This window comes from Bradyrhizobium sp. SZCCHNS3016, from assembly GCF_032484535.1.
Classification (GTDB): Bacteria; Pseudomonadota; Alphaproteobacteria; order Rhizobiales; family Xanthobacteraceae; genus Bradyrhizobium.
Map to the genome: position 1 here is coordinate 41,920 of NZ_JAUETE010000002.1, position 19,069 is coordinate 60,988.

General features: G+C 66.2%; 19 protein-coding genes and 1 tRNA gene. 5 read left to right on the forward strand and 15 right to left on the reverse strand.

Features of this window, described 5'->3' with window-relative positions:
* Positions 1–198 precede the first annotated feature (198 nt).
* Positions 199–1,404, reverse strand: coding sequence for a tyrosine-type recombinase/integrase (locus QW881_RS04455; RefSeq protein WP_316158326.1), 1,206 nt, complete (start codon positions 1,402–1,404; stop codon positions 199–201).
* A gap of 163 nt (positions 1,405–1,567) precedes the next feature.
* A tRNA-Leu gene (locus tag QW881_RS04460) sits at positions 1,568–1,652 on the reverse strand.
* A 173-nt stretch (positions 1,653–1,825) separates the two neighbouring features.
* On the opposite strand from QW881_RS04460, the gene QW881_RS04465 reads away from it, so the two are divergent.
* Complete coding sequence (locus QW881_RS04465) at positions 1,826–2,359, forward strand: disulfide bond formation protein B (protein ID WP_315755907.1); 534 nt, start codon at positions 1,826–1,828, stop codon at positions 2,357–2,359.
* On the opposite strand, the gene QW881_RS04470 is transcribed toward QW881_RS04465, so the two are convergent.
* On the reverse strand, positions 2,356–3,441 hold the full coding sequence (locus QW881_RS04470) for an AbrB family transcriptional regulator (protein ID WP_315755908.1): 1,086 nt from the start codon (positions 3,439–3,441) through the stop codon (positions 2,356–2,358). The two genes, QW881_RS04465 and QW881_RS04470, sit on opposite strands and share 4 nt — an antisense overlap.
* A gap of 83 nt (positions 3,442–3,524) precedes the next feature.
* Positions 3,525–3,836: a PsiF family protein gene (locus QW881_RS04475; protein WP_315755909.1), complete on the reverse strand. Its 312-nt coding sequence runs from the start codon at positions 3,834–3,836 to the stop codon at positions 3,525–3,527.
* A 191-nt stretch (positions 3,837–4,027) separates the two neighbouring features.
* On the opposite strand from QW881_RS04475, the gene QW881_RS04480 reads away from it, so the two are divergent.
* From QW881_RS04480 to QW881_RS04490, 3 genes are all read left to right on the forward strand, one after another.
* Complete coding sequence (locus QW881_RS04480) at positions 4,028–4,522, forward strand: hypothetical protein (protein WP_315755910.1); 495 nt, start codon at positions 4,028–4,030, stop codon at positions 4,520–4,522.
* Between the two features lie 191 nt (positions 4,523–4,713).
* On the forward strand, positions 4,714–5,499 hold the full coding sequence (locus QW881_RS04485) for a sulfite exporter TauE/SafE family protein (protein ID WP_315755911.1): 786 nt from the start codon (positions 4,714–4,716) through the stop codon (positions 5,497–5,499).
* 5 nt (positions 5,500–5,504) lie between these two features.
* Positions 5,505–6,167, forward strand: coding sequence for a DsbA family protein (locus QW881_RS04490; RefSeq protein ID WP_315755912.1), 663 nt, complete (start codon positions 5,505–5,507; stop codon positions 6,165–6,167).
* A gap of 64 nt (positions 6,168–6,231) precedes the next feature.
* Here QW881_RS04490 and QW881_RS04495 read toward each other — a convergent pair whose 3' ends face one another.
* The 4 genes from QW881_RS04495 to QW881_RS04510 all read right to left on the reverse strand — a co-directional run bounded on the left by QW881_RS04495 (position 6,232) and on the right by QW881_RS04510 (position 9,929).
* The gene (locus QW881_RS04495; RefSeq protein ID WP_172111383.1) at positions 6,232–6,438 is read right to left on the reverse strand and encodes a hypothetical protein; all 207 of its coding nucleotides are present in this window, start codon (positions 6,436–6,438) and stop codon (positions 6,232–6,234) included.
* A gap of 91 nt (positions 6,439–6,529) precedes the next feature.
* A complete protein-coding gene (locus QW881_RS04500) occupies positions 6,530–7,351 on the reverse strand; it encodes a hypothetical protein (RefSeq protein ID WP_315755913.1) in 822 nt (273 codons plus the stop codon).
* A gap of 4 nt (positions 7,352–7,355) precedes the next feature.
* On the reverse strand, positions 7,356–8,705 hold the full coding sequence (locus QW881_RS04505) for a hypothetical protein (RefSeq protein ID WP_315756095.1): 1,350 nt from the start codon (positions 8,703–8,705) through the stop codon (positions 7,356–7,358).
* Between the two features lie 156 nt (positions 8,706–8,861).
* Positions 8,862–9,929, reverse strand: coding sequence for a phospholipase (locus tag QW881_RS04510; protein WP_315755914.1), 1,068 nt, complete (start codon positions 9,927–9,929; stop codon positions 8,862–8,864).
* 353 nt (positions 9,930–10,282) lie between these two features.
* On the opposite strand from QW881_RS04510, the gene QW881_RS04515 reads away from it, so the two are divergent.
* Complete coding sequence (locus QW881_RS04515; protein WP_315755915.1) at positions 10,283–12,217, forward strand: calcium-binding protein; 1,935 nt, start codon at positions 10,283–10,285, stop codon at positions 12,215–12,217.
* A 19-nt stretch (positions 12,218–12,236) separates the two neighbouring features.
* On the opposite strand, the gene QW881_RS04520 is transcribed toward QW881_RS04515, so the two are convergent.
* The 7 genes from QW881_RS04520 to QW881_RS04550 all read right to left on the reverse strand — a co-directional run bounded on the left by QW881_RS04520 (position 12,237) and on the right by QW881_RS04550 (position 18,996).
* Positions 12,237–13,208: a S1C family serine protease gene (locus QW881_RS04520; protein ID WP_315716217.1), complete on the reverse strand. Its 972-nt coding sequence runs from the start codon at positions 13,206–13,208 to the stop codon at positions 12,237–12,239.
* Positions 13,209–13,367: 159 nt separating this feature from the next.
* Positions 13,368–13,673, reverse strand: coding sequence for a hypothetical protein (locus tag QW881_RS04525; RefSeq protein ID WP_315755916.1), 306 nt, complete (start codon positions 13,671–13,673; stop codon positions 13,368–13,370).
* Positions 13,657–14,760, reverse strand: a complete 1,104-nt coding sequence (locus QW881_RS04530) for a hypothetical protein (protein WP_315755917.1) — start codon at positions 14,758–14,760, stop codon at positions 13,657–13,659. The genes QW881_RS04525 and QW881_RS04530 overlap by 17 nt, the downstream gene beginning before the upstream one ends.
* The gene (locus tag QW881_RS04535; RefSeq protein WP_315755918.1) at positions 14,757–15,200 is read right to left on the reverse strand and encodes a DUF4383 domain-containing protein; all 444 of its coding nucleotides are present in this window, start codon (positions 15,198–15,200) and stop codon (positions 14,757–14,759) included. The genes QW881_RS04530 and QW881_RS04535 overlap by 4 nt, the downstream gene beginning before the upstream one ends.
* Entirely contained in the window at positions 15,197–16,642 is a 1,446-nt protein-coding gene (locus QW881_RS04540; protein ID WP_315755919.1) for an FAD-binding oxidoreductase, read from the reverse strand. Before QW881_RS04540 ends, QW881_RS04535 begins: the two co-directional genes overlap by 4 nt.
* Before the next feature lie 68 nt (positions 16,643–16,710).
* On the reverse strand, positions 16,711–18,228 hold the full coding sequence (locus QW881_RS04545; RefSeq protein ID WP_315755920.1) for an AMP-binding protein: 1,518 nt from the start codon (positions 18,226–18,228) through the stop codon (positions 16,711–16,713).
* Positions 18,229–18,825: 597 nt separating this feature from the next.
* A complete protein-coding gene (locus tag QW881_RS04550; RefSeq protein WP_315736183.1) occupies positions 18,826–18,996 on the reverse strand; it encodes a Flp family type IVb pilin in 171 nt (56 codons plus the stop codon).
* Positions 18,997–19,069: the final 73 nt, after the last annotated feature.

The following is a 19,069-nucleotide window of genomic DNA, read 5'->3' on the forward strand; positions in this document are numbered from 1 at the left end:
GGTCGAACATCATTCTCCACGTATGGGCACGCGCGTAGGGCCAGCCTAATTTCCGCAGCCCCTTCCAGTCCACGATGAGCGGCTTGGTAGACATGCAACATCTCCCTTGAGAGAGAGCGTGCACGCCCCCGGTTCACCACCGATGGACAGCGCGATGCTATGAGAAAGAGCGCGCAACCGCAAGATGCGCATAGTTACTCATGCCGCCCGCCGGACCGATTTTTTGCCCTTGAAGGTGTCCAGGAGGTCGGCCCAGTCCTGCATCAGTTTGGTCCGCTCTGGCATGTAGAGGGAGCGATTGTAGATGCGGCGGATCTCGTTTTGGTCTTGGTGGGCAAGGGCGGCTTCGATCACGTCCCGGTCAAAGCGGTGGCCGTTCAAGATGGTGCTGGCGGTCGAGCGGAAGCCGTGGGCCGTTGCTTTGTCCTGGGGGTACCCCATGTTGCGGAGGACAGAGTTGAACGCGTTCTCGGAAAGCGGCTTCTTGTGCGAGCGCAGGGACGGGAAAACAAGCTCATGTTCTTCGTTGAGCGGCCAGACCGTTTTGAGCACAGCGAGCGCTTGGCGCGAGAGTGGCACGTCATGCGGCTCGCGCATTTTCATCCGCTCGCCCGGAATGGTCCATAGGCGCTTTTCAAAGTTCACTTCGGTGCGCTTCATCCCGCGCACGTCGCCGGGCCGCGTCATCGTGAGGATGAGAAACTGGAATGCTGATTGAAGAATGGGCCAGCCCTCGTACTGGTCGAGGGCGATGAGAAACGCACCAAGCTCTTTCTCGTCCGTGATGGCGGCGCGGTGCCTGACCTTCACTTTCAAGAGCGCACCTCGAAGTGCATAGGTGGGGTCGGTCTCTGCGCGAAGGGTCGCAATGGCGTAGCGGAAGACGGCGCCTACGACGGAGCGGAGGCGGTGAGCGGTGTCCCGCCGGCCGCTCGCTTCGATCTTCTTGAGGAGGTCGAGCACTTCTATGGGCTTGATGTCGGCGATAGGGCGGTTGCGAATGGGCGCGGTGAGGTCTTGGAGCATCCAGCGGTTCTTGCTGAAGGTCTGAGCGGCTGCGCCGTTCTTTTGGAGGTTCGCAAGATATTCGTCAGCAACCGCGCCGAAGGTGTTCTGTGCGGCGGTGGTCGCCGCCAGCTTGTTCATTCGCTTGCGAAGAGACGGGTCTATGCCGGCCGCCAGTTGCTCCTTGATTTCGTCGCGTTGTTTCCGGGCCGAGAGCAGAGAAACAGCCGGGAACGCGCCGAGCGAGAGCATGTTGGCTTTGCCGTGAAAGCGGTAGCGGAGGCGCCAGAGTTTGCTTCCCGAGGGGTAGACAAACAGGTGCAAACCATCGCCGTCCGAGAGCATGTACGGCCTTGCTTTGGGCTTGGCGCTCGTGATCGAAAATTGCGACAGGGCCATGTGAGTAGCTTTCCCATGTCCACGATTTGTACTCCCATTTCTACTCACATTGTGAGTAGAAATCTAGAGTCACCGTGACGCCAAATGAGGAAGCGAAAATCGCAAAAGTGCCCCGTAAAATGGGGACTTCTGAGCATCTATGAGAAACTATGAGGAAGGCTTTTGGTGCCCCTGGCCGGAATCGAACCAGCACTCCTTGCGGAACTCGATTTTGAGTCGAGCGCGTCTACCAGTTCCGCCACAGGGGCATTCGCCGGGCCTGTGCAGGAACCATAGCGAAGCGGGCGGACTATAGCGGGCGGCCGGGCCGGGTCAACCCGCACGGACGTGATGGGCGCGCATCTCGACAGCTTTCGCGAGCCGGAGTAGGAGCCGGACCGGCCCGGCATTGGACCGGATGCCTGCCCGTTGCGGAGGATCGATGACCAATACGTCTGTGATGGCGCGCCCGGCGGCGGGAGCCATGAGCCCGGCGGTGACGGCGGCGCTGCTCGCGGCCGGCATCGCGGCGGCGACCCTGGCCGGCGCCTGGTACATGCAGCTGGTCTGGGGCCTGCAGCCCTGCGAGCTCTGCCTGAAGCAGCGCTGGGCCTATTATGCGATCGTGCCGCTCGGGCTGCTGATCGCGCTCGCCGCCAAAGGCGGCGCGCCGCGCGCGCTGGTGCTCGCCGGGGTCGGCGTGGTGGCGCTGGCCGCGCTCGGCAATGCCGGGCTCGGCGTCTATCACTCCGGCGTCGAATGGGGCTTCTGGCCGGGGCCGACCGAATGCACCGGGCCGATCGGCAATCTCGGCAGCGCGGGCAACCTGCTGGAGCGGCTCGACAGCGTCAAGGTCGTGCGCTGCGACGAGGTGCAGTGGCGCTTCCTCGGCCTGTCGCTCGCCGGCTACAGCGTGCTGATCTCGCTTCTGATCGCCGCCATCGCGGGCTGGGGCATCGCCCGGAAGCGCACCTAGTCGTCGACGTCCTCCTGCGGCCGTCCGAACAAATGGACGATGCCGGGGGTGGCGATGGTGACGAACACGAAGCGCGACAGGTGATGCGCGCCGACGAAGATCGGGTCGATGTGCAGCGTCAACGCCAGCGCCATCATCGCGTCCATCGCGCCGGGCGCGAACGCGACAATGGTGTCGGAGAAGCGCACATGCGTCACCAGCACGATTACGGTGACGAACAGCGCCGAGATCGCCACCGCGATCGCGAACGAGCCCAACGCAGCCCTGATATGGCCGACCAGGGTCTTCACCCGCATCCGGGCGAAGCGGCTGCCGATCAGGGCGCCGATGCCGACCAGCGCCACGCCGCGCATCCATTCCGGCAGGCCGCCCTCGACGAGGCCGGTGCCGTGCAGGACGCCGCTGGCGACCATCGCGCCGAACAGCCAGCTCGCCGGAAACCTGATCAGCTGCATCAGCGTCGCCGCGACCAGCGAGGCCACCAGCAGTGCGAGCAGGCCGAGCGGCGAGGCGACGCTCTGGCCGAGCGGGATCGGCGCGGCCGGAGCGACGCCCGCCACCGCCAGCACCAGCGGCAGCGCCGCGGTCAGGATGATCACGCGCAGCGTCTGCACCACGGCGATCGCCGGCAGGTCGGCGCCGCGCTCGACCGCGAGCATCGTGATCTGCGACAGCGCGCCGGGACTGCCGGCGAGCAGCGCCGAGGTGCGGTCCCAGCCATGGACGCGCTGCAGATAGAGGCTGGAGCCGAAGGTCGAGCAGAACGTCGCGAGCGCCAGGAGGCCGATCGTCACCGGATAGGCGCTGACGTGGTTGATCAGCTCGCGCGAGACCACGGCGCCGATCGAGATGCCGAGCAGCAGCAGCACGGTCTGGGTCAGAATCGGCGGCATCGCCAGCGGGCGGCCGGCGATGGCGGCGATTGCGGTCGCGATCATCGCGCCGGAGATCAGCCCGCCGGGCAGATGGGCGACGAGGAAGATCAGGCCGCCGGCGGTGCCGAGCACGAGCGTCTCGATCGCGCTCAGGGTCTTGGCGCGGCTCGGCAGGTCAAAGGGGAGGGAAGAGATGATCTGGCGCACGGCGCCTTATGCCAAAAGCTGCCTGCGCGAACAATTCCCGCCGCTGCGCAGGCGCCATGCGCGCATGCGCCCGCAGGGGCCGGTCATTTCGGCTTGTCGGGCGTCGGCAAGGGAGCGGGCACTGGTGTCGCCGCGGCGGCGGCCGCCGCCTTGTCGCGCTTGCAGGCCGAGCGGAATTTGCCGCGTGCCTTGCCCTTCAGCCCCTGCTCGTCGGCCTCCTTGGAGCAGGCAACGGAAATCGTCCGCCGCGCCGCCTTGTCCAGGCTGGCGAACTTGTCGGTGGCGGCATCGGGCCGCGCCGGCAGCGTCAATCCGGGTTGCGAGCGGGCGGGGCCCGCGGCCGACAGGGTGGCCATTGCGATGGCCGCAATCGCCGCCCGGGCAGTGAATCTCATGCTGAAGTCCTCGAACGAAAGGCACGGCGCGATGTCCGGCGATGCTGAACCCGCAGTGAATGGAATGAGCCGGATCGCCGCGCGACGCAAATTATATTTTCGCGCGGCCACGCTCCCGCCTGCTTTGTCGGTCGCGGGCGTCTCGCTAGAATTACCGTCCCATTCCATCATGCTCCACAGGGAGATCGAGGATGAGTTTTCACGCAAAATCATTGGTTGCTTCGTCACTCGCTACGCTGGCCGTGATTGGGCTCGCGACGTTCGCCGCCGCCCCGGCGAAGGCGCTGACCGCGCAGGAATGCAGCGCCAAGTACAAGCAGGCGAAGGAGGCCGGCACGCTGGGCGGCCAGAAGTGGAACGACTTCCGCAAGGCCCAGTGCGGCAGCGATGCCGCCGCGGCCGCGGCTCCGGCGGCTCCGGCCGCGCCTGCCGCCGAGGCCAAGCCGGCCAAGGCGGCGAAATCCGAAGCCAAGGAGGCCGCTCCCGCGCCGACCGGTCCCGCCGTGTTCCCCAACGCGGTGGACCCGAAATACGCCAAGGAGAAGCCGGGCAAGGCGCGGCTGCAGACCTGCGTCGATCAGTACAATGCCAACAAGGCGACCAACGCCAATGGCGGCCTGAAGTGGATCCAGAAGGGCGGCGGCTACTACAGCGAATGCACCAAGAAGCTGAAGGGCGCTGCCTGATCCGGGCTGACGAGACGTTGCCGGCGGCCGGGGGCATCAGGCGTCCGGCCGACGCTTTCGACGCCGCGAGACCGCCGGCCGGGCTCGGATCGGCGCCGGTCGCGCGGCGGTTCGCAGCGGTGGCGGCGGCATTGCTGCTCCGGTGATTTTGGGGCTTGCCTTCCTGTGCGGGAAATGACCCTGCTCTCGCCATGATCTCTGCTGTCCAAGGTGTGCTCAGCCTGTTTTGCGGCGCGATGGTCGGGTTCTCGCTCGGCCTCGTCGGCGGCGGCGGCTCGGTGCTCGCGGTGCCGCTGATGGTCTATGTCGTCGGCGTGCCCGAGCCGCACATCGCGATCGGCTCGAGCGCCATCGCGGTCGCCACCAACGCGGCCATCAATCTCGCCAATCATGCGCGCGGCGGCACCGTGATCTGGCCGATCGCGGCGCTGTTCGCAACGGCGGGCATCGTCGGCGCCTTCATCGGCTCGCTGCTCGGCAAGATGATCGACGGCCAGAAGCTGCTGGCGCTGTTCGCGCTGGTGATGATGGTCATCGCCATGCTGATGCTGAAGACGCGCGCCCGCATCGGCACCCCCGATGTGAAGATGAGCATGGCCAACGTCCCGGCGGTCGTCGGCTTCGGCCTCGCCACCGGCACGCTGTCCGGTTTCTTCGGCATCGGCGGCGGCTTCCTGATCGTGCCGGCGCTGATGGCTGCGACGGGCATGCCGATCATGAATGCGGTCAGCTCGTCGCTGGTCGCGGTGACGACCTTCGGGCTCACCACCGCGGCGAGCTATGCCTGGTCCGGGCTCGTCGCCTGGGATCTCGCCGGACTGTTCATCGCTGGAGGAATCGCGGGAGGTCTTGCCGGCACACGCCTGGCGCGCCATCTCTCCGAACGGCGCGGCGCATTGAACGTGGTGTTTTCCGTCGTGATCGCGGTGGTGGCGCTGTACATGCTGACGCGCAGCCTGCTGCATATCTGGAGCTGACCTCAATGAAGTGCGTCCCCTCGACTGCGATCACCTCCGCCAGCAGCCGGCGTGACGTGTTGACGCTTTTTGGCGCAGGCGCGGCGCTTTCCTTGTGGCCCCGCGACAGTCGCGCCGAGGACGCCGACGAGCCCGACGAGGGCGCGGTGCTGCGCGACCCCGACGCGCCGGTGCTCGGCAATCCTTCGGGCGACATCACGATCGTCGAATGGTTCGACTACAATTGCCCGTATTGCCGCAAGCTCGATCCCGAACTGCAGCAGGTCATCCACGATGATGGCAAGGTGCGCTGGGTGCTGAAGGAGTGGCCGATTCTCGGGCCGACTTCGGTAACCGCCGCGCGGATGGCGCTGGCCTGCAAATATCAGGACAAATATGCGAAGGCGCACGAGGCGCTGATCGGCGTCAGCTCGAAGCTCACCGAGCCGCGCATCGACGAACTGCTCGCGGGAGCAGGCGTCGACGTCGACCGCGCCAAGCGCGACCTCGCCGCCAACGCCAAGGCCATCGACGACATGCTGGCGCGCAACGACAAGCAGGCGCGGGGCTTGCGTTTCCGCGGTACGCCGTCCTTCATCGTCGGCAAGTTCAGGGTGCCCGGCGTGCTGACCATGGCGCAGTTCGAGCAGGTCATCGCCGACGCGCGCAAGGCCAAGGCGGCCAACTGATGGGCAAAGCAAAGGCGCCTCGACCAACGGCCGAGGCGCCTTGAAAACAGCAGCGTCGTGCGCGTTACTTCGACGAGATGCGAACCCAGTCGTCATGCGCGCGGGTCTTGAGTGAATTCCAGCTATCCGCCGCGACGTCCCAGTTCACGATGGTCCGGCGCGTCTGCGCGGTCGGCCCGTTGGCGACCTCGGAGGTTTGCATCGAATCATGGATGTAGACGCCGAACCCCAGGATGAGGGCCCCCAGGATCATTCCCACGAATGTCCGCATGTCATGTTCTCCAGTGTGACGGCCAACAACGCCGTGGTCGAAACTTGGTTCCGCGCTCGCCGCGGTCCCGGTCCGCCGCGATCAGAACATCCTAACTGCGCGATTTTTCAGGCCGCGATTCCGGCGGCGAAGTGACGAGATTGAGCGTTTTCATCTCGTCGGGCTTGAACGTGAACAGCTGGTCATGCGGCGTCTCCATCGCATGCACCCAGACCTTCAGATCGATGCCCATCTCGGCGAGATGGCGCTGGCACCGCGCCGAGATGTTCTGCGCAAGGCTCATGTCGTCGCCGGACCTCACGGCGGTCCCGGACGTGGGGACTGCGGCGATCTGATGTACGCCGATGACCGCCCGCTCGCCGGCCCGGCGCTCGAGACCGCCGGCGAACACCAGCGGGCACGACGAGGCGCAATATTTTCCTGCCTCCACTTCGGTTGCGAATTTCCGCGCGCGGATCAGCCGCCCCATCGCCAGCGCGTCGGCGACGGAGCCGCCGGGCGAGTTCAGCACGATCGTCCTGATATATTCGCCATGACGTTCGACTGCGTCCGCAAAGCTGCGCGCGCTGCCGGGCGTGATCGTGCCGGTCGCGAACAGCCGGCCGCCGCCGCGCAGCTCGAACTGAATCGGCTGCTGCAAGGCACGATCGCCCTGCGGCAGCGGCATCAATCGCTTCATCAGGGGCGCCAGCAAGGATGGTGACTCGGCCGGCAGGTCCGGCGCCTCGCGCCGAATGTCGAGCTGAGGCGGGGCTGCATCCGATGGCACCTGCGGAGCATTCAACTCGAGCAGGTCCGCCGCGAGAACCGCGACGGTGACGACGAGAATGCTGCGGAAGACCCAACGCAGAATGCTCTCGTCGGGATTGCCCGCGAGCCAGGCATGGACGCGTCGGTTCAGCGCCGAAGCCACGGGACTACTTCCCGATTCGAGCTGATGACAGCGACGTCACGTTCTCATCCGCCGCGGCCGGCGCTGGCTCAACGGCCGATGCAGGAGGCGCTTCCGTGGGCGTTTCGGCTGGCCGTCGCTCGGCCGCCCGCCTGGCGTCCTCGACCTCGCGCGCAATCTGCAATGCGGTGACGAGATCGGCGGCCGTCAGGCTGGAGGCGCTCACGGCGGGCAGGCCCTCGCGGCGGATGGCGGCATGGACGACGCAGAGGATCAGCACCAGCACCGCCGGCATCAGGTCGATCGAGATCGCGCCGGCCCAGCTCGGGATGAAGTCGCCAGCGTAGCGCAGCACGGCTTCAGCGGGCGACAGCGTCTGGAACCGGGTCGGCTCGATGCGCGGCATCGCCAGGATCTTGTCGGCGGCGTCGGCGAGCGAGGCGGCCTGCGTGGCGATCGCGCCTTCCACCTTGCCGACGACGGCGGTCTGGCGCTCCGCCAGGTCGCCGCTGCGTCCGCCCGCGGCGGGCGCGATGAAACCGGCGGACAGTGAGGCCGCGGCGCGCCTCACCGCAGGCGCCACCGAGGTCTGCTGCAGATTGGCTATCACGCCCATCAGGTTCAACGACTCCGTGGCGAAGGCATCGCTGCGCGTTGCGATCGGGCCGCGGTCGGAGATCAGCTCGCGCATCTTGGCGAGGCTCTTGCCGCCCTGCTCGTAGAGAGCAGAGACGCGCTTGCCGGACTCCTGGACCTGCTGGCCCAGTCCGTCGAGCTGCGTCGACATCTGCGCGAGAAGCTGGACCACGGTGCCCGATCCGGAGGTGCCGGTCAGCGAGCCCGCGCGTTCGGCGTCCGCCAGCTTGGCGAAGCGGGAGGAGGCGAGCTGGATGTCCGGCAGCAGGCTTTGCGCGGCGATGGCCTGGCTGTTGGCCCTGTCGAGGTCGCGCGTGTAGTTCTGCACGGTGATGGCGAGATGCTGCTGGATCGCCGCGGCGCCGGCCAGGGCCGACGCATTCAGCCAGGACGACATCGCGACGATCATCAGCGAGCCCAGCAGCATGCAGCCGGCCATCATCAAGCGCCCGATCGCGCTGGTGACGTGCGGCATGAACTGCATCATGAACACCCAGAAGGCGTAGATGCCGACCGAGACCGCGACGGAGTAGATGACTGCCGCAAAGAACACCGTGGTCGGACTGCCGTTGAGCAGCTCGCGGACGCCAAGATAGGTGTAGACGCCGGCGGCCAGCGCCAGGATCGCGGTCGTGAGCTTGAGCGTCACCTCGAGACGGTTGACGCCATTGGCGAGCACGACGGAGGTGGAGGAGCGGGCGGACGAGACTTGCGCGACGGACGCGGCAGGCGAGGGCATCAGCGGCGAGGGCATGAGTAGACCTTCGGCGGCGTCATGGCCGCCCGTGTGCAGCGCCCCCGCTGTATGACCGAGCAGAACCAATGCGGACAAAATCCGCCGACATTGTGTCGGCCGCATTGCCGATCAGCCATGTCGTAGCAAGGAGAGGCAAGCTCAGCGCAACAGCCAGCGCAGCAGCTCGACATTGGCCTCGCGCGGATAGCAATGGCTGAGATCGTCGATCTCGCGATAGGCGACGTTGGCGCCGGCCTTGGCCAGGGCGTCGGCCGTATGCCGCGCGATCTCGACCGGGAACATCCAGTCGAGCCGGCCGTGCACGATCTGGATCGGCAGGCCGCGCAGACGGTCCCGGTCGGCGATCTCGGCCATCAGCGGATGGAACGTCGCGGCCACCGGCGCAAGATGCGTGAACGGCGAGCCTGCGGCCAATCCGCTGACGTAGCAGAACGTGCCGCCGTCGCTCATCCCGGTCAGGAGCATGCGGGCGGGATCGATCGCGACGCGACTGCGGACAAGGTCGAGAATGCGCAGGAGGTTCGGCGTATCGGCGTCGTCGCCCATCAGCGCCCAGGTCGGTCCTGCCGCGGTGGGGGCGACCAGGATGGCGCCGAGGCTGCGCGCGGCGCGCAGCCAGCTCCAGAGAAAGTCGCGGCCGTTGCCGCTGCCGCCATGCAGCGCCATGACCAGCGGCCAAGCCCTGTCCGCCGTGTAGTATTCCGGCACATACAGCGAAAAGCCGCCGCGATTGCCGATCTCGTTGTGGTCGTGAAACACGGCGTCCTTGCCTGCAGAAGAAGCGGCCAGCAACTGGCGCAGCCCGTTGTCGCCATCGACGGCGGGATCGAGGAAGAATTCGCTCAGTGGCGGCAGCGTCGCTGCCAGTGGAAACAGCGCCTCGAGTGCGCGTGGCAATTGACGAAGGGCCCTGAACACATCGACCAGGTCGCCCTCACCGCGCTGAACGGCGCGCAGGCCGGCAAACGACATCAGCGCGGCGTCCGCCGCGGTGTCGAAGGCGATACGGATATGGGCGAAGTCCGCCGGCCACGACGTGAGATGAATCCGCGCCGTGTGCAGCGTCCGCTCGGGATCGCCGACATCAGCCATCACGCGATCGAAATCCGGCGGGTTCAGGTAGCGTGCAACGTGGGACAGGGCTTCGAGCGTCTGCAGCAGTGGCGGCAACACGATGAGAATGTCATCCACCACGGCATCCGTCATGCAGGTCTCCTTGATACGCGATACGCGGGTCTGGCCGTCTCGTCTGCTTGCCGGCGAGCGCTGTCATGCAACGCAAAATCGGACGTCCGGGCAATGACCATTTTCCGAACGCGTGTTCGCTCCGCGAAGCCACAATCTCGCGATGCGGCTCCTGCAAGTCAACACAGCGCGGACGCTGCCATCGCGCGCGGCAGGTGAGTCGTGCGCGAATACACGCGCAGACAATAGTTGATTGACAAAATTCGGGCGCGATGTCGCACTTGGTGAGAGTCGACGGCGCAGCGGAGGGTTCCTCGTGGAGCACTGCCCTGGGTCAAAACTGCCGATCGGCTGCCGAGGGGGGGATTCGCATCATGACCAAGTCGCCGTCGGCCGCGTTGATCAACGCGGTGCTCGCCATGGACGTCTACAACAGAGGCGTCAACCCGACGCTGGTGGTCAATTTCAGTCGCATCGGGAGCTATGAGCTGATGGCGGGGAGCGTGACCTCGACCGCCGACAATTTCGAGGCCGCGACCTATCAGCTCGCGGGCGATCCATCGACACGGATCATTTCGTTTCGCGGCACCGACAGTCTCGCCGACGTGCCGTCGTGGCTTGGCGGCGCCGGTCTGACCGGCTGGCCGACGCAGTTCCCGGATGCGGAAGCCTACTACAAGAAGTGGGCGACATCGAACGTCTCGCTGACCGGCCATTCGTTGGGCGGCGGACTTGCCGGCTACATCGCTGCGCTCAACGACAAGGTGGTCTACGCCTACGACGCGATGCCGTTCGAGTTCGCCGCCGAGGTCCGTTACGATCAGCTGCACGGCTTCTGGGGCGCGCTGACGTCGCACCCCGTCGAGCGCTATTCCGACATCCATATGGTCTCCGTCGCCGGCGAGATCCTGCAATATGTCCGAGCCGCGGCGCCCGTGCTGGAAGCGCCCCTGGCGTTGCTGCAGCTCGGACCGGTCGCCGGCGCGCTCGCCATCGCACATGCTGCGATCGGCATCTCGTCCGAGCAGAAGACCGTGCTCGGCGCGGGCACAGATCTCGGTCTGGATCCGGTCAGCCTGCACTCGATCGCGCTGCTGACGATGATGCAGTGGGCGAGTGACAACGGTGCCCAGGATTGGAAGAAGGCGGCGGCTGTGCTGCTGGCGCCGCTGCAGGATGACGCGATTGCTTCGGCCGTCGGCATTCCCGCGGCCGGTGTGGGCGGCGAAGGCGCGCCGTCCGACAAGATGAAGGACATGATCGCTTATTCGACCGTCACCGATGCGAGCGGCTACGGCAACAGCGCCGTTCAGGCCCTGTTCAACGGCGGCGGTGTGCTCGGCAACAGTGTGACTGCAACCTCGGCTGCGACCTATCTGAAAGATGGCGGGGTCGAGAAGGCGCTGGCCGAGATCGTGGTCGAGTATTCGGCGCTGCTGGCGCAGAACCATGACGAGGTGATGTCGACGACGCCCGGCGTGATCGGCCACGAGCACGGCATCCTCTATCAGGACACGGCCAAGAACCTGCTGGTCGCCGACCTGTCATCCGATCTGTGGTCGCGCTGGGACACGGGATCGGCGGTCGACATCCTGGGCAAGGTCGCGCTCATCGATGCCGTCGCCAGCTTCGACGGCGAGGATGCTGGCCTGATCGACATGGCGATCGGCGTGCTCTGGGGCGGCAAGACCGACAATCTCGACTGGCTCAGCGCAGCCTTGAGCGACGCGGCGACAACGGTGACGATCGATCCAGTGTCGGGCGCGACCATTGCTGCAACCGATGGTGCGCTGCTGATCGCGGGCGGCGGCAACGACATGCTGTTCGGGACCGCCAACGACGATTTGCTGATCGGCGGTCTGGGCAGTGACGTGCTGCAGGGCGGGGCCGGCGACAACATCCTGGTTGGCGGCGTCGGCGCCACCTATGTCTACGTGCCCGGTGACGGCAGCGACGTCATCATCAATGGCATCGCGTCGCTGGCGAAGCCGACCGGCACGCTCGATTTCGGCACCGCCTACACGGCCGACAATTTCTGGTTCGTCAAATCGGGCAACGATCTCGAGATCGACATTCTCGGCACCCATCAGCAGGTCACGGTGGCTGACTGGTTCCTTGGCGGCTCCTATCAGCTGCAGGAGATCAAGGCCGGCGGTCTCGAGATCGATACGCACGTTTCGCAGCTCGTGCAGGCCATGGCGACCTACGCCCAGGCGCATCCGGGTTTCGATCCCACGGTGGCATCACAGTTGCCGACGGACGCGCAGCTGCACGACCAGATCACGGCGGCCTGGCACGTCAACGCGTGAGCGCAGGCTCGCGGCCGCCTCAGTGCAGCCGCGGGGCCTTGAGCAGCTTGGCGCGGTCGGTCGAGGCGATCGTGACGTCGAAGGTGACGCCCTCATGGTGCACCGTCAGCGGCACGTCGACGCCGGCTGCGCCGAGCGCCCAGAGCTTGCGATAGAACTCGCTCTGGCTCGTCACCTTGTCGCCGTTGATCCCGAGGATCACGTCGCCCGCCTTGAGCTCGGCGCGGGCCGCGGGACCGTTGTCGGAGACGCCGATCACGACGACGCGATCGTCGACCTCGGTCGCGTACATGCCGAGCCAGGGGCGCGCCGGCTTGTTGACGCGGCCGAAGCGCCTGAGATCATCGATGATCGGCTTCAACAGATCGATCGGCACGATCATGTTGACGTGCTCGTCCTTGCTGTCGCGCTCGCGCTCCAGCTGCAGCGACCCGATGCCGATCAGCTCGCCCTTGGCCGAGAGCAGGCCGGTGCCGCCCCAATTCGGATGGGCGGGGTGGGTGAAGATCGCCTCGTCCAGCAGATATTCCCAATAGCCGGCGAATTCCTGCTTGGCGATGATCTGGCTCGCGACCGATCGCGTCCGCCCACCGGCGCCGCCGAGCACGACATGATCGCCGACCTTGGTAGCGGCCGACGAGCCGAGCGGCAGGGCCGGCAGGTCGAGCGACCCGAGCGCCTGTACCAGGCCGAAGCCGGTGGTGAAGTCGAAGCCGAGCACATGGCCTTCGACCACGCGTCCGTCATTGGGGTGCAGCCAGACGGATTCGGCCTCGGTGATCAGGTAGCCGATGGTCAGCACCAGCCCGTCGTCGATGACGACGGCATTGCCGGCGCGCTCGGTCCCCAGCGTTTCCGCGCTGAACGCGTCGGACGGAATGATGGCATGCAGGCCCACGATCGAGGACAGGGCTTGATCAAGATCATATTGATAGTCTTCGGCGCGAGGCTGGAAGGCGGATGGCACTTTCCATTCGGTCAAAGAAGGCATTTCGTTCTCCTGCTCTGTCGATACCCCCGGGTGCATCGACCAAGCTTCTGCTTCGTGTCGCGTGACGGCCACAGCGTGAACGCGAGCTTAACATCTTTGGGCGTCGGCGCCAGTTCTGAGGGCTCCGCGCTCGCGCGAGGAGGAACTGCGCTTCACCGACTACCTGCGGCCGCAGCCCCTGCCGATGATGGGCCAGACCAGCCATGCGCCGGCGGCGTAGAGGCTGCCGACCGTGGCGGCTCCCGTTCTGGCCGCGAGGTGGAAACGCCCGGCGTCGAGCAAGGCTCCATCGGCGGTAACGATCGCGGGGATCACACGGTCTGGCGGACCGAACACGACCACCGCATCCGGCTTGATCACTAGCGCCATGGCAGCCATGCCCGCAAACCAGGCGAAGGCAACTGCCAGCACGCCCTTCACGGGAACGGCGCGGGATCGGGGATGCTGGTCAATAGTCGTAAGCATGCTCGAACGTATATCCCGCGGCTTCGAAACGGGTGATGTCCTGAACCAGTGACCGGACCGGCACGTCGACACCGATGCGACGGGCACCGGGGCGCGACTGGATCGGCACGCTGAATATAGGCAGCCCGTCGAAAGCTGCCAGCCGTCCGTCGCCGGGCGGGACCACGATCGTGACCAGGATACGATGGTTGCCTGCGATTTCGCCGAGCGAAGCACCGTCATGACGGCCGAGCTCCTTGGCGAAGGCATCGAACTTGGCGTAGCGCTGGGTCTCCACCAGCACGCCCTTCGCGCCCTTGGCGTCCGCGACCTCGCGGATCACCTTCACTCCCGGAACGACTGCAAGCTCGGCGGCGGGCAGGCCGGTGACGACGCTCTGGATGGTCAGCACGGCCGGATCGTAGCCCGCCGCATGGCCGATGACGGCCGCATAGGCGGCGCGCGCGGCATATTGCAGGCTGAGCGAAACGCGCCGCTCCATCGCGCGGAACGACGGCACGAACGGCGTCTCGCGCCAAAACTCACCGAGCTTGGCGGCGAAGGGATACCGATACCAGGGTGTCTGATAGAGGAACGCGGCGTAGTCCTTCAGCAGGGCAAGGTTGAAGGCGTCCTCTGCCGTCTTGACGCCGTTCGTGGTCTCCCAGCTGATCGCTCCGATGCTCTTCTCGTAAGCGCCCTGTAGCGCCATCTCGGCGGTGAAGCTGAAGCCGATGATGTAGTTCGTCAGCTTCTGATCCGAGGTGGCGGGTCCGGAGCCCGCGGCCTGCCGCGTGGCGCGGCACAGGCTGCGCCAGAAGCCGGAGATGCTCGACAAATAGTGGAAGTCCGATTCCGATGCCTGCCCGGTCACCGCAGCGAGGTCGGCATAGGCGTGGACGATGTACCATTCCGGAAAGGTCAGGAAGCTGTCACCCTGCGATCGCGCATAAGCGGGATCGGTGATGCCGAACTCCGAGGTCACGGCGGGTGTCGGTACGTCGGCGACGCAGACCGTCTCGACACTGATCACGGTGGCGGCGATGCCGATCGCTGCGGCCGCGACGAGGGCGCCGGCGAGATATAGCGCTTTGCGACGCAGGCTCATGCGACGGCGGCCTGCGTGCGCCACGGCGACCAGCCGACAGCGATGCCGATCGCGCCGAGTGCGAGATGCGGCAGGCTGGAGAGAACCCTCACCAGCCACGAGGTGTTGCGGATGCCGTCGATCACGATCGAGAGGTCGAGATAGCCCGAGCCGGTGAACACGCCCATCACGCCGTCGAGGAAGTACAGCGTGCCGAACACGCGCAGGAAGAACAGCGCGCTGCGGCGGGTCAGCATCGCGGCCAGCGCCCACAGGCCGGAGACGACATGCAGCGCATCCTTGTAGATGTCGAGCTGGAACAGGCCGAACACGCGACCCTGCGCATCGATGAACGCCGGGATGTAGTCGGTCGCGGCTGCGAACAGGAGCGCCATGGCGAGCGCCAGCGCGGCGATGCGATAGCGGTCCAATGCGAAGCCATCTGCTGCTGATGTATTCATGCGAAATAGGTGTCCCACATCGCGTTGCGGAACAGGAGGTTCGGATCATACTGCCGCTTGGCGGCGACGAAGCGCGCGGCCGCCGGATAGGCCTTCTCGACCTGGTCGCGGCGGGCGTGCAGACGATAGGGCAGATAGAACGCGCCGCCAATCGCGGTGATGCGGTCGATCAGCGCCTCCGTCGTCCGCAGCATGTCGATCTCGCCTTCGGGCGAGGTGGCCTGTGAGAATGACATCACGGCTGCGATGCGGCGCACCGGCGCGATCGTGAGCGCGGGTGTCCTGTCCTCGGCGACGTAGCGCAGGGTGACGTTGAGAAATTCGGCGCGCGCCTTGGGAATGATCTCGCGGCAGGCGGCGAGGAAGTCGCCGAACCGCTCGGGCGCCACGAAATATTCATGCAGGATGTCGGTGCGGTGCATGTCCTTCTGCGCCAGATTGGCGACCGGCTCGGCCATCAGCGAGTTGCGGGTGTAGCGGCTGTCGGAGATGGCGGGGCCGAGCTTCGTCTCCATGAACCAGCGCAGGCCCTTGGCGACCTCCCAGCCGGTCTGGGCGCGATAGATCGTGTTGGCGACGCCGGTGAGCTTGCCGGAGCTCACTGCCGCGGGCAGGGTCTCGGGGGCATCGGGGGCGGGTCGGAAGGTGACGAGCAGGGCGTCGTCGAAGAACGCCTTGCGCGACACCGACATCCGGCCATAGGCCATCTTCACATTGGCGTCGCCGTCGATGCTCTGCGTAAACTTTTCCGCGAACGTCTCCGGCGCCATGCGCTCGAAGCGCGGCTCGAGCAGCAGGTTCGGCACCATCTCGACCTCGAGATCGACGATGATGCCGAACAGGCCGTAGCCGCCCATCGCGAGCCCGAACAGCTCGGCATTCTCGCTACGCGAGCACTGCACCAGCGTGCCGTCGGCAAGCAGCATGCGGATCGACTTCACCGTCGATCCGAACGGGCCGTACGGCACCGGCCAGCCATGGGCATTGACGCAGAACGTGCTGCCGACGCCGAAATCGCTGTTGGACTGCATCACGGCCGGCGAGAAGCCCTTGGGATCGAGCGCGGCGATCACGTCCCACCAGCGGTTGCCGGCCGCGGTCCGATAGGTCTTCGCCGCCGTGTCGAGCTCGATCGCGCCGCCGTCGAGCGTGATCGCCGTGCCGTCGCGCGGCAGGCTCTGGCCGCCCATCGAATGCCGGGCCACGGCCGCCGTCACCGGGCGTTTCGCCGCCGCCGCCTCCTTGAGCTCGGCCCGCAGCCGCGCGATCAGGTCGTCGGTCGCGGGCTTGCTGATCACCACGTGTCTGGCAACCGGCGTCGGGTTGAGCCGGCTAGCATCGTTGAGGATGGTGCGCAGCTCGGCACGCGCCCGCGGCATCCGCGCAAAGGGCAGCGCCGCGGCCGTACCCGCGGTGCGCAGAAACCGTCGTCTCGACATCATGGCGCGGAGTCTCCTTCCCTCACGGAGTCTACGCCAGCATCGTAAACGTTCGAAAAATTTCCGGGCCGTCAGTTTGCTGCCGGTCGCGCCCGCGCGGGCACGAGACGGAAGTGGCGGCCATCCTTCATCCACGCTGCGCGCTCGTCGCGCAGCAGGGTGCGCCGGACCTTGCCGGAATCGTCGCGCAGCATCACGTCGACCAGCTCGTAGCTTTCCGGGTGCTTGTAGCGGCTGAGCCGGTCGGCGAGGAATGCACCCATGCCGTCGACAATGGCTTGCGCGTCCTTGGCACGGTCGATCTCCACGATCGCATGCACGCGCTGGCCGAGCTCCGGATCAGGCAGGCCGACGACGACGCAGGAGCGGATGTCGGGATGCGCCATCAGCGCCGCCTCGACCTCGGCCGGATAGATGTTGGCGCCGCCGCGCAGGATCATGTCGGCGAGGCGGTCGCCGAGATAGAGGTAGCCGTCGGCATCGAGCCGGCCGATGTCGCCGAGCGACTCCCAGCCGTCGGCGCGCCGTTTCGGCTCGGCGCCGAGATAGTGATAGGTGCTGCCGGCGCCATCAGCGGGAAGAAAGTAGATCTCGCCGCTCTCGCCGGGCGCGACATCGTTGCCGTCGGGACCAAGGATGCGCAGTTTGCAGGACTCGTCGATCCTGCCGACCGAGCCCTTGTGCTGCAGCCATTCGGTGCCGGAGATGATGGTGCGGCCCTGGCGCTCGGTGCCGCCATAGAGCTCATGGACGCGCTCGGGCCCAAGCCACTCGATCCATCTTTCCTTGAGCCATGGCGGCATCGGCGCGGCCATGTGGAACACCATCTTCAGGCTCGACACGTCGTAGCTGTTCCGGACCGCCTCCGGCAGCGCCCAGATCCGGTGCATCATCGTCGGCACGAAGTTGACCCACTGGATGCGCTGCGCCTGGATCAGCCGCAGCGTCTCCTCGGCGTCGAACTTCACCATCCCGGTCAGGCTGCCGCCGGCGAACAGCGCGTAGTGCGACACGATGAAGGGCGCGTTGTGATAGAGCGGGCCGGGATTGAGCAGCGCTGCGCCCTTCGGAATGCCGAGCGGCGGCTCGGCGGCGGTGTCGGTCACCGCAGGCTGGTGATCGAGGATCACCTTCGGCCGCCCGGTCGAGCCGCCCGAGGTCATCGCCTTCCAATAGCGTGACACCGGCGCGGTGAGCGGCTCGTCCGAAAATCCTTCGGGCGTGAAATCGGCCGGCAGCGCGTTCGGAGCGTTCCAGTCGGCCTCGCCACCGACCACCAGCGACGGCTTGAGGATCTCGAGCACCGCGGCGGCCTCGCCGCGCGGCAGCCGCCACGACAGCGACGTCGGCGTCGCGCCGCACTTCCACACCGCGAAGCTGGTCTCGAACAGCGCATTGCCGTTGGGCAGGCCGATCGCGACGAAGTCGCCTGGCTTGACGCCCTTGGCCGCGAAGGCGCGCGCACGCGCATTGGCGCGGCGCTCGAGCTGCTCCCAGGTCAGGACATCGGTGCCGTGCCGGAGCGCGACGCTGTCCCTGGGTTTGCGCTCCACATACCAGCGCGGCACGTCGGCCATCGGAATCAGCATCCATTCCTCCACATCGTCGGCGCTTTGCTTGCGCGCGTCGTTCTTGGTCCGCGGCTCGGGCCGCCGATGTCAGTGACGAGAGCTGTTGTGCCTCAACCGAACGGGTGCGTCCATACGCGCACGCCGCAAGGTTTCGGATGGCAGTTCTGCGAAATGGCGCTCGTAGGCGCGGGCGAATGAAATGCCGGAAGCCGTGACGCACGGTGAGGTGATAATTCCGTCACGCGGATCGTGAGATGATTGAGGTCGCGCCGCGCGATTGAACTTGATCGCCCAATCGATGATGGATGCAGGCGGGAACAGAGTTAGGCGTCAGCGCGTCCGGATACGTTGATGCCGGCTCTGTGCCGAGGAATGCGAGCATCACGCCGGGATGCATGCCCATTGCCGGATCGGCGCCGAGTCCTGCCGGCGCTGCACGAATGCCTGCGAGCAGGCTGGACGCAGCACGACGCCCTGATAGGTCGGTTGCGGCGCCGCTCCATCGAAGAATGGACCTCCATCAAAAGACAAAGGCCGGGCGCGAGGCCCGGCCAGTCCGACCATGGCGACCGGATTGCTCCGGTCCTGAGAACGCCATTGCAGACAATCGATCGATCAGCCGCCGTTCAGCTTCGTGGTCAGGGTCGTGAAGATGCCTTCCAGGGTCAGTCCGAGCTTGTTGAGTATGGTGATGATCGCGAGCGCGATGCCGGCCGCAATCAGGCCGTACTCGATCGCGGTTGCGCCCGATTCATCTTCGTAAAATTTGAGAAGCAATTTCCTCATCAATTCCCCTCCGCCGTCCGGCAAATGGCCGCCGGACGATCTCCGCGAAACTACGGAATGGAACCTAAGGTAG

Bases quoted from the DNA above. Each gene is read 5' to 3' on its own strand.
- QW881_RS04455 (WP_316158326.1), bottom strand. From the start codon at position 1,404: ATGGCCCTGTCGCAATTTTCGATCACGAGCGCCAAGCCCAAAGCAAGG.
- QW881_RS04465 (WP_315755907.1), top strand. From the start codon at position 1,826: ATGACCAATACGTCTGTGATGGCGCGCCCGGCGGCGGGAGCCATGAGC.
- QW881_RS04475 (WP_315755909.1), bottom strand. From the start codon at position 3,836: ATGAGATTCACTGCCCGGGCGGCGATTGCGGCCATCGCAATGGCCACC.
- QW881_RS04480 (WP_315755910.1), top strand. From the start codon at position 4,028: ATGAGTTTTCACGCAAAATCATTGGTTGCTTCGTCACTCGCTACGCTG.
- QW881_RS04485 (WP_315755911.1), top strand. From the start codon at position 4,714: ATGATCTCTGCTGTCCAAGGTGTGCTCAGCCTGTTTTGCGGCGCGATG.
- QW881_RS04490 (WP_315755912.1), top strand. From the start codon at position 5,505: ATGAAGTGCGTCCCCTCGACTGCGATCACCTCCGCCAGCAGCCGGCGT.
- QW881_RS04495 (WP_172111383.1), bottom strand. From the start codon at position 6,438: ATGCGGACATTCGTGGGAATGATCCTGGGGGCCCTCATCCTGGGGTTC.
- QW881_RS04505 (WP_315756095.1), bottom strand. From the start codon at position 8,705: ATGCCCTCGCCTGCCGCGTCCGTCGCGCAAGTCTCGTCCGCCCGCTCC.
- QW881_RS04510 (WP_315755914.1), bottom strand. From the start codon at position 9,929: ATGACGGATGCCGTGGTGGATGACATTCTCATCGTGTTGCCGCCACTG.
- QW881_RS04515 (WP_315755915.1), top strand. From the start codon at position 10,283: ATGACCAAGTCGCCGTCGGCCGCGTTGATCAACGCGGTGCTCGCCATG.
- QW881_RS04520 (WP_315716217.1), bottom strand. From the start codon at position 13,208: ATGCCTTCTTTGACCGAATGGAAAGTGCCATCCGCCTTCCAGCCTCGC.
- QW881_RS04525 (WP_315755916.1), bottom strand. From the start codon at position 13,673: ATGCTTACGACTATTGACCAGCATCCCCGATCCCGCGCCGTTCCCGTG.
- QW881_RS04530 (WP_315755917.1), bottom strand. From the start codon at position 14,760: ATGAGCCTGCGTCGCAAAGCGCTATATCTCGCCGGCGCCCTCGTCGCG.
- QW881_RS04535 (WP_315755918.1), bottom strand. From the start codon at position 15,200: ATGAATACATCAGCAGCAGATGGCTTCGCATTGGACCGCTATCGCATC.
- QW881_RS04540 (WP_315755919.1), bottom strand. From the start codon at position 16,642: ATGATGTCGAGACGACGGTTTCTGCGCACCGCGGGTACGGCCGCGGCG.
- QW881_RS04545 (WP_315755920.1), bottom strand. From the start codon at position 18,228: ATGCTGATTCCGATGGCCGACGTGCCGCGCTGGTATGTGGAGCGCAAA.
- QW881_RS04550 (WP_315736183.1), bottom strand. From the start codon at position 18,996: ATGAGGAAATTGCTTCTCAAATTTTACGAAGATGAATCGGGCGCAACC.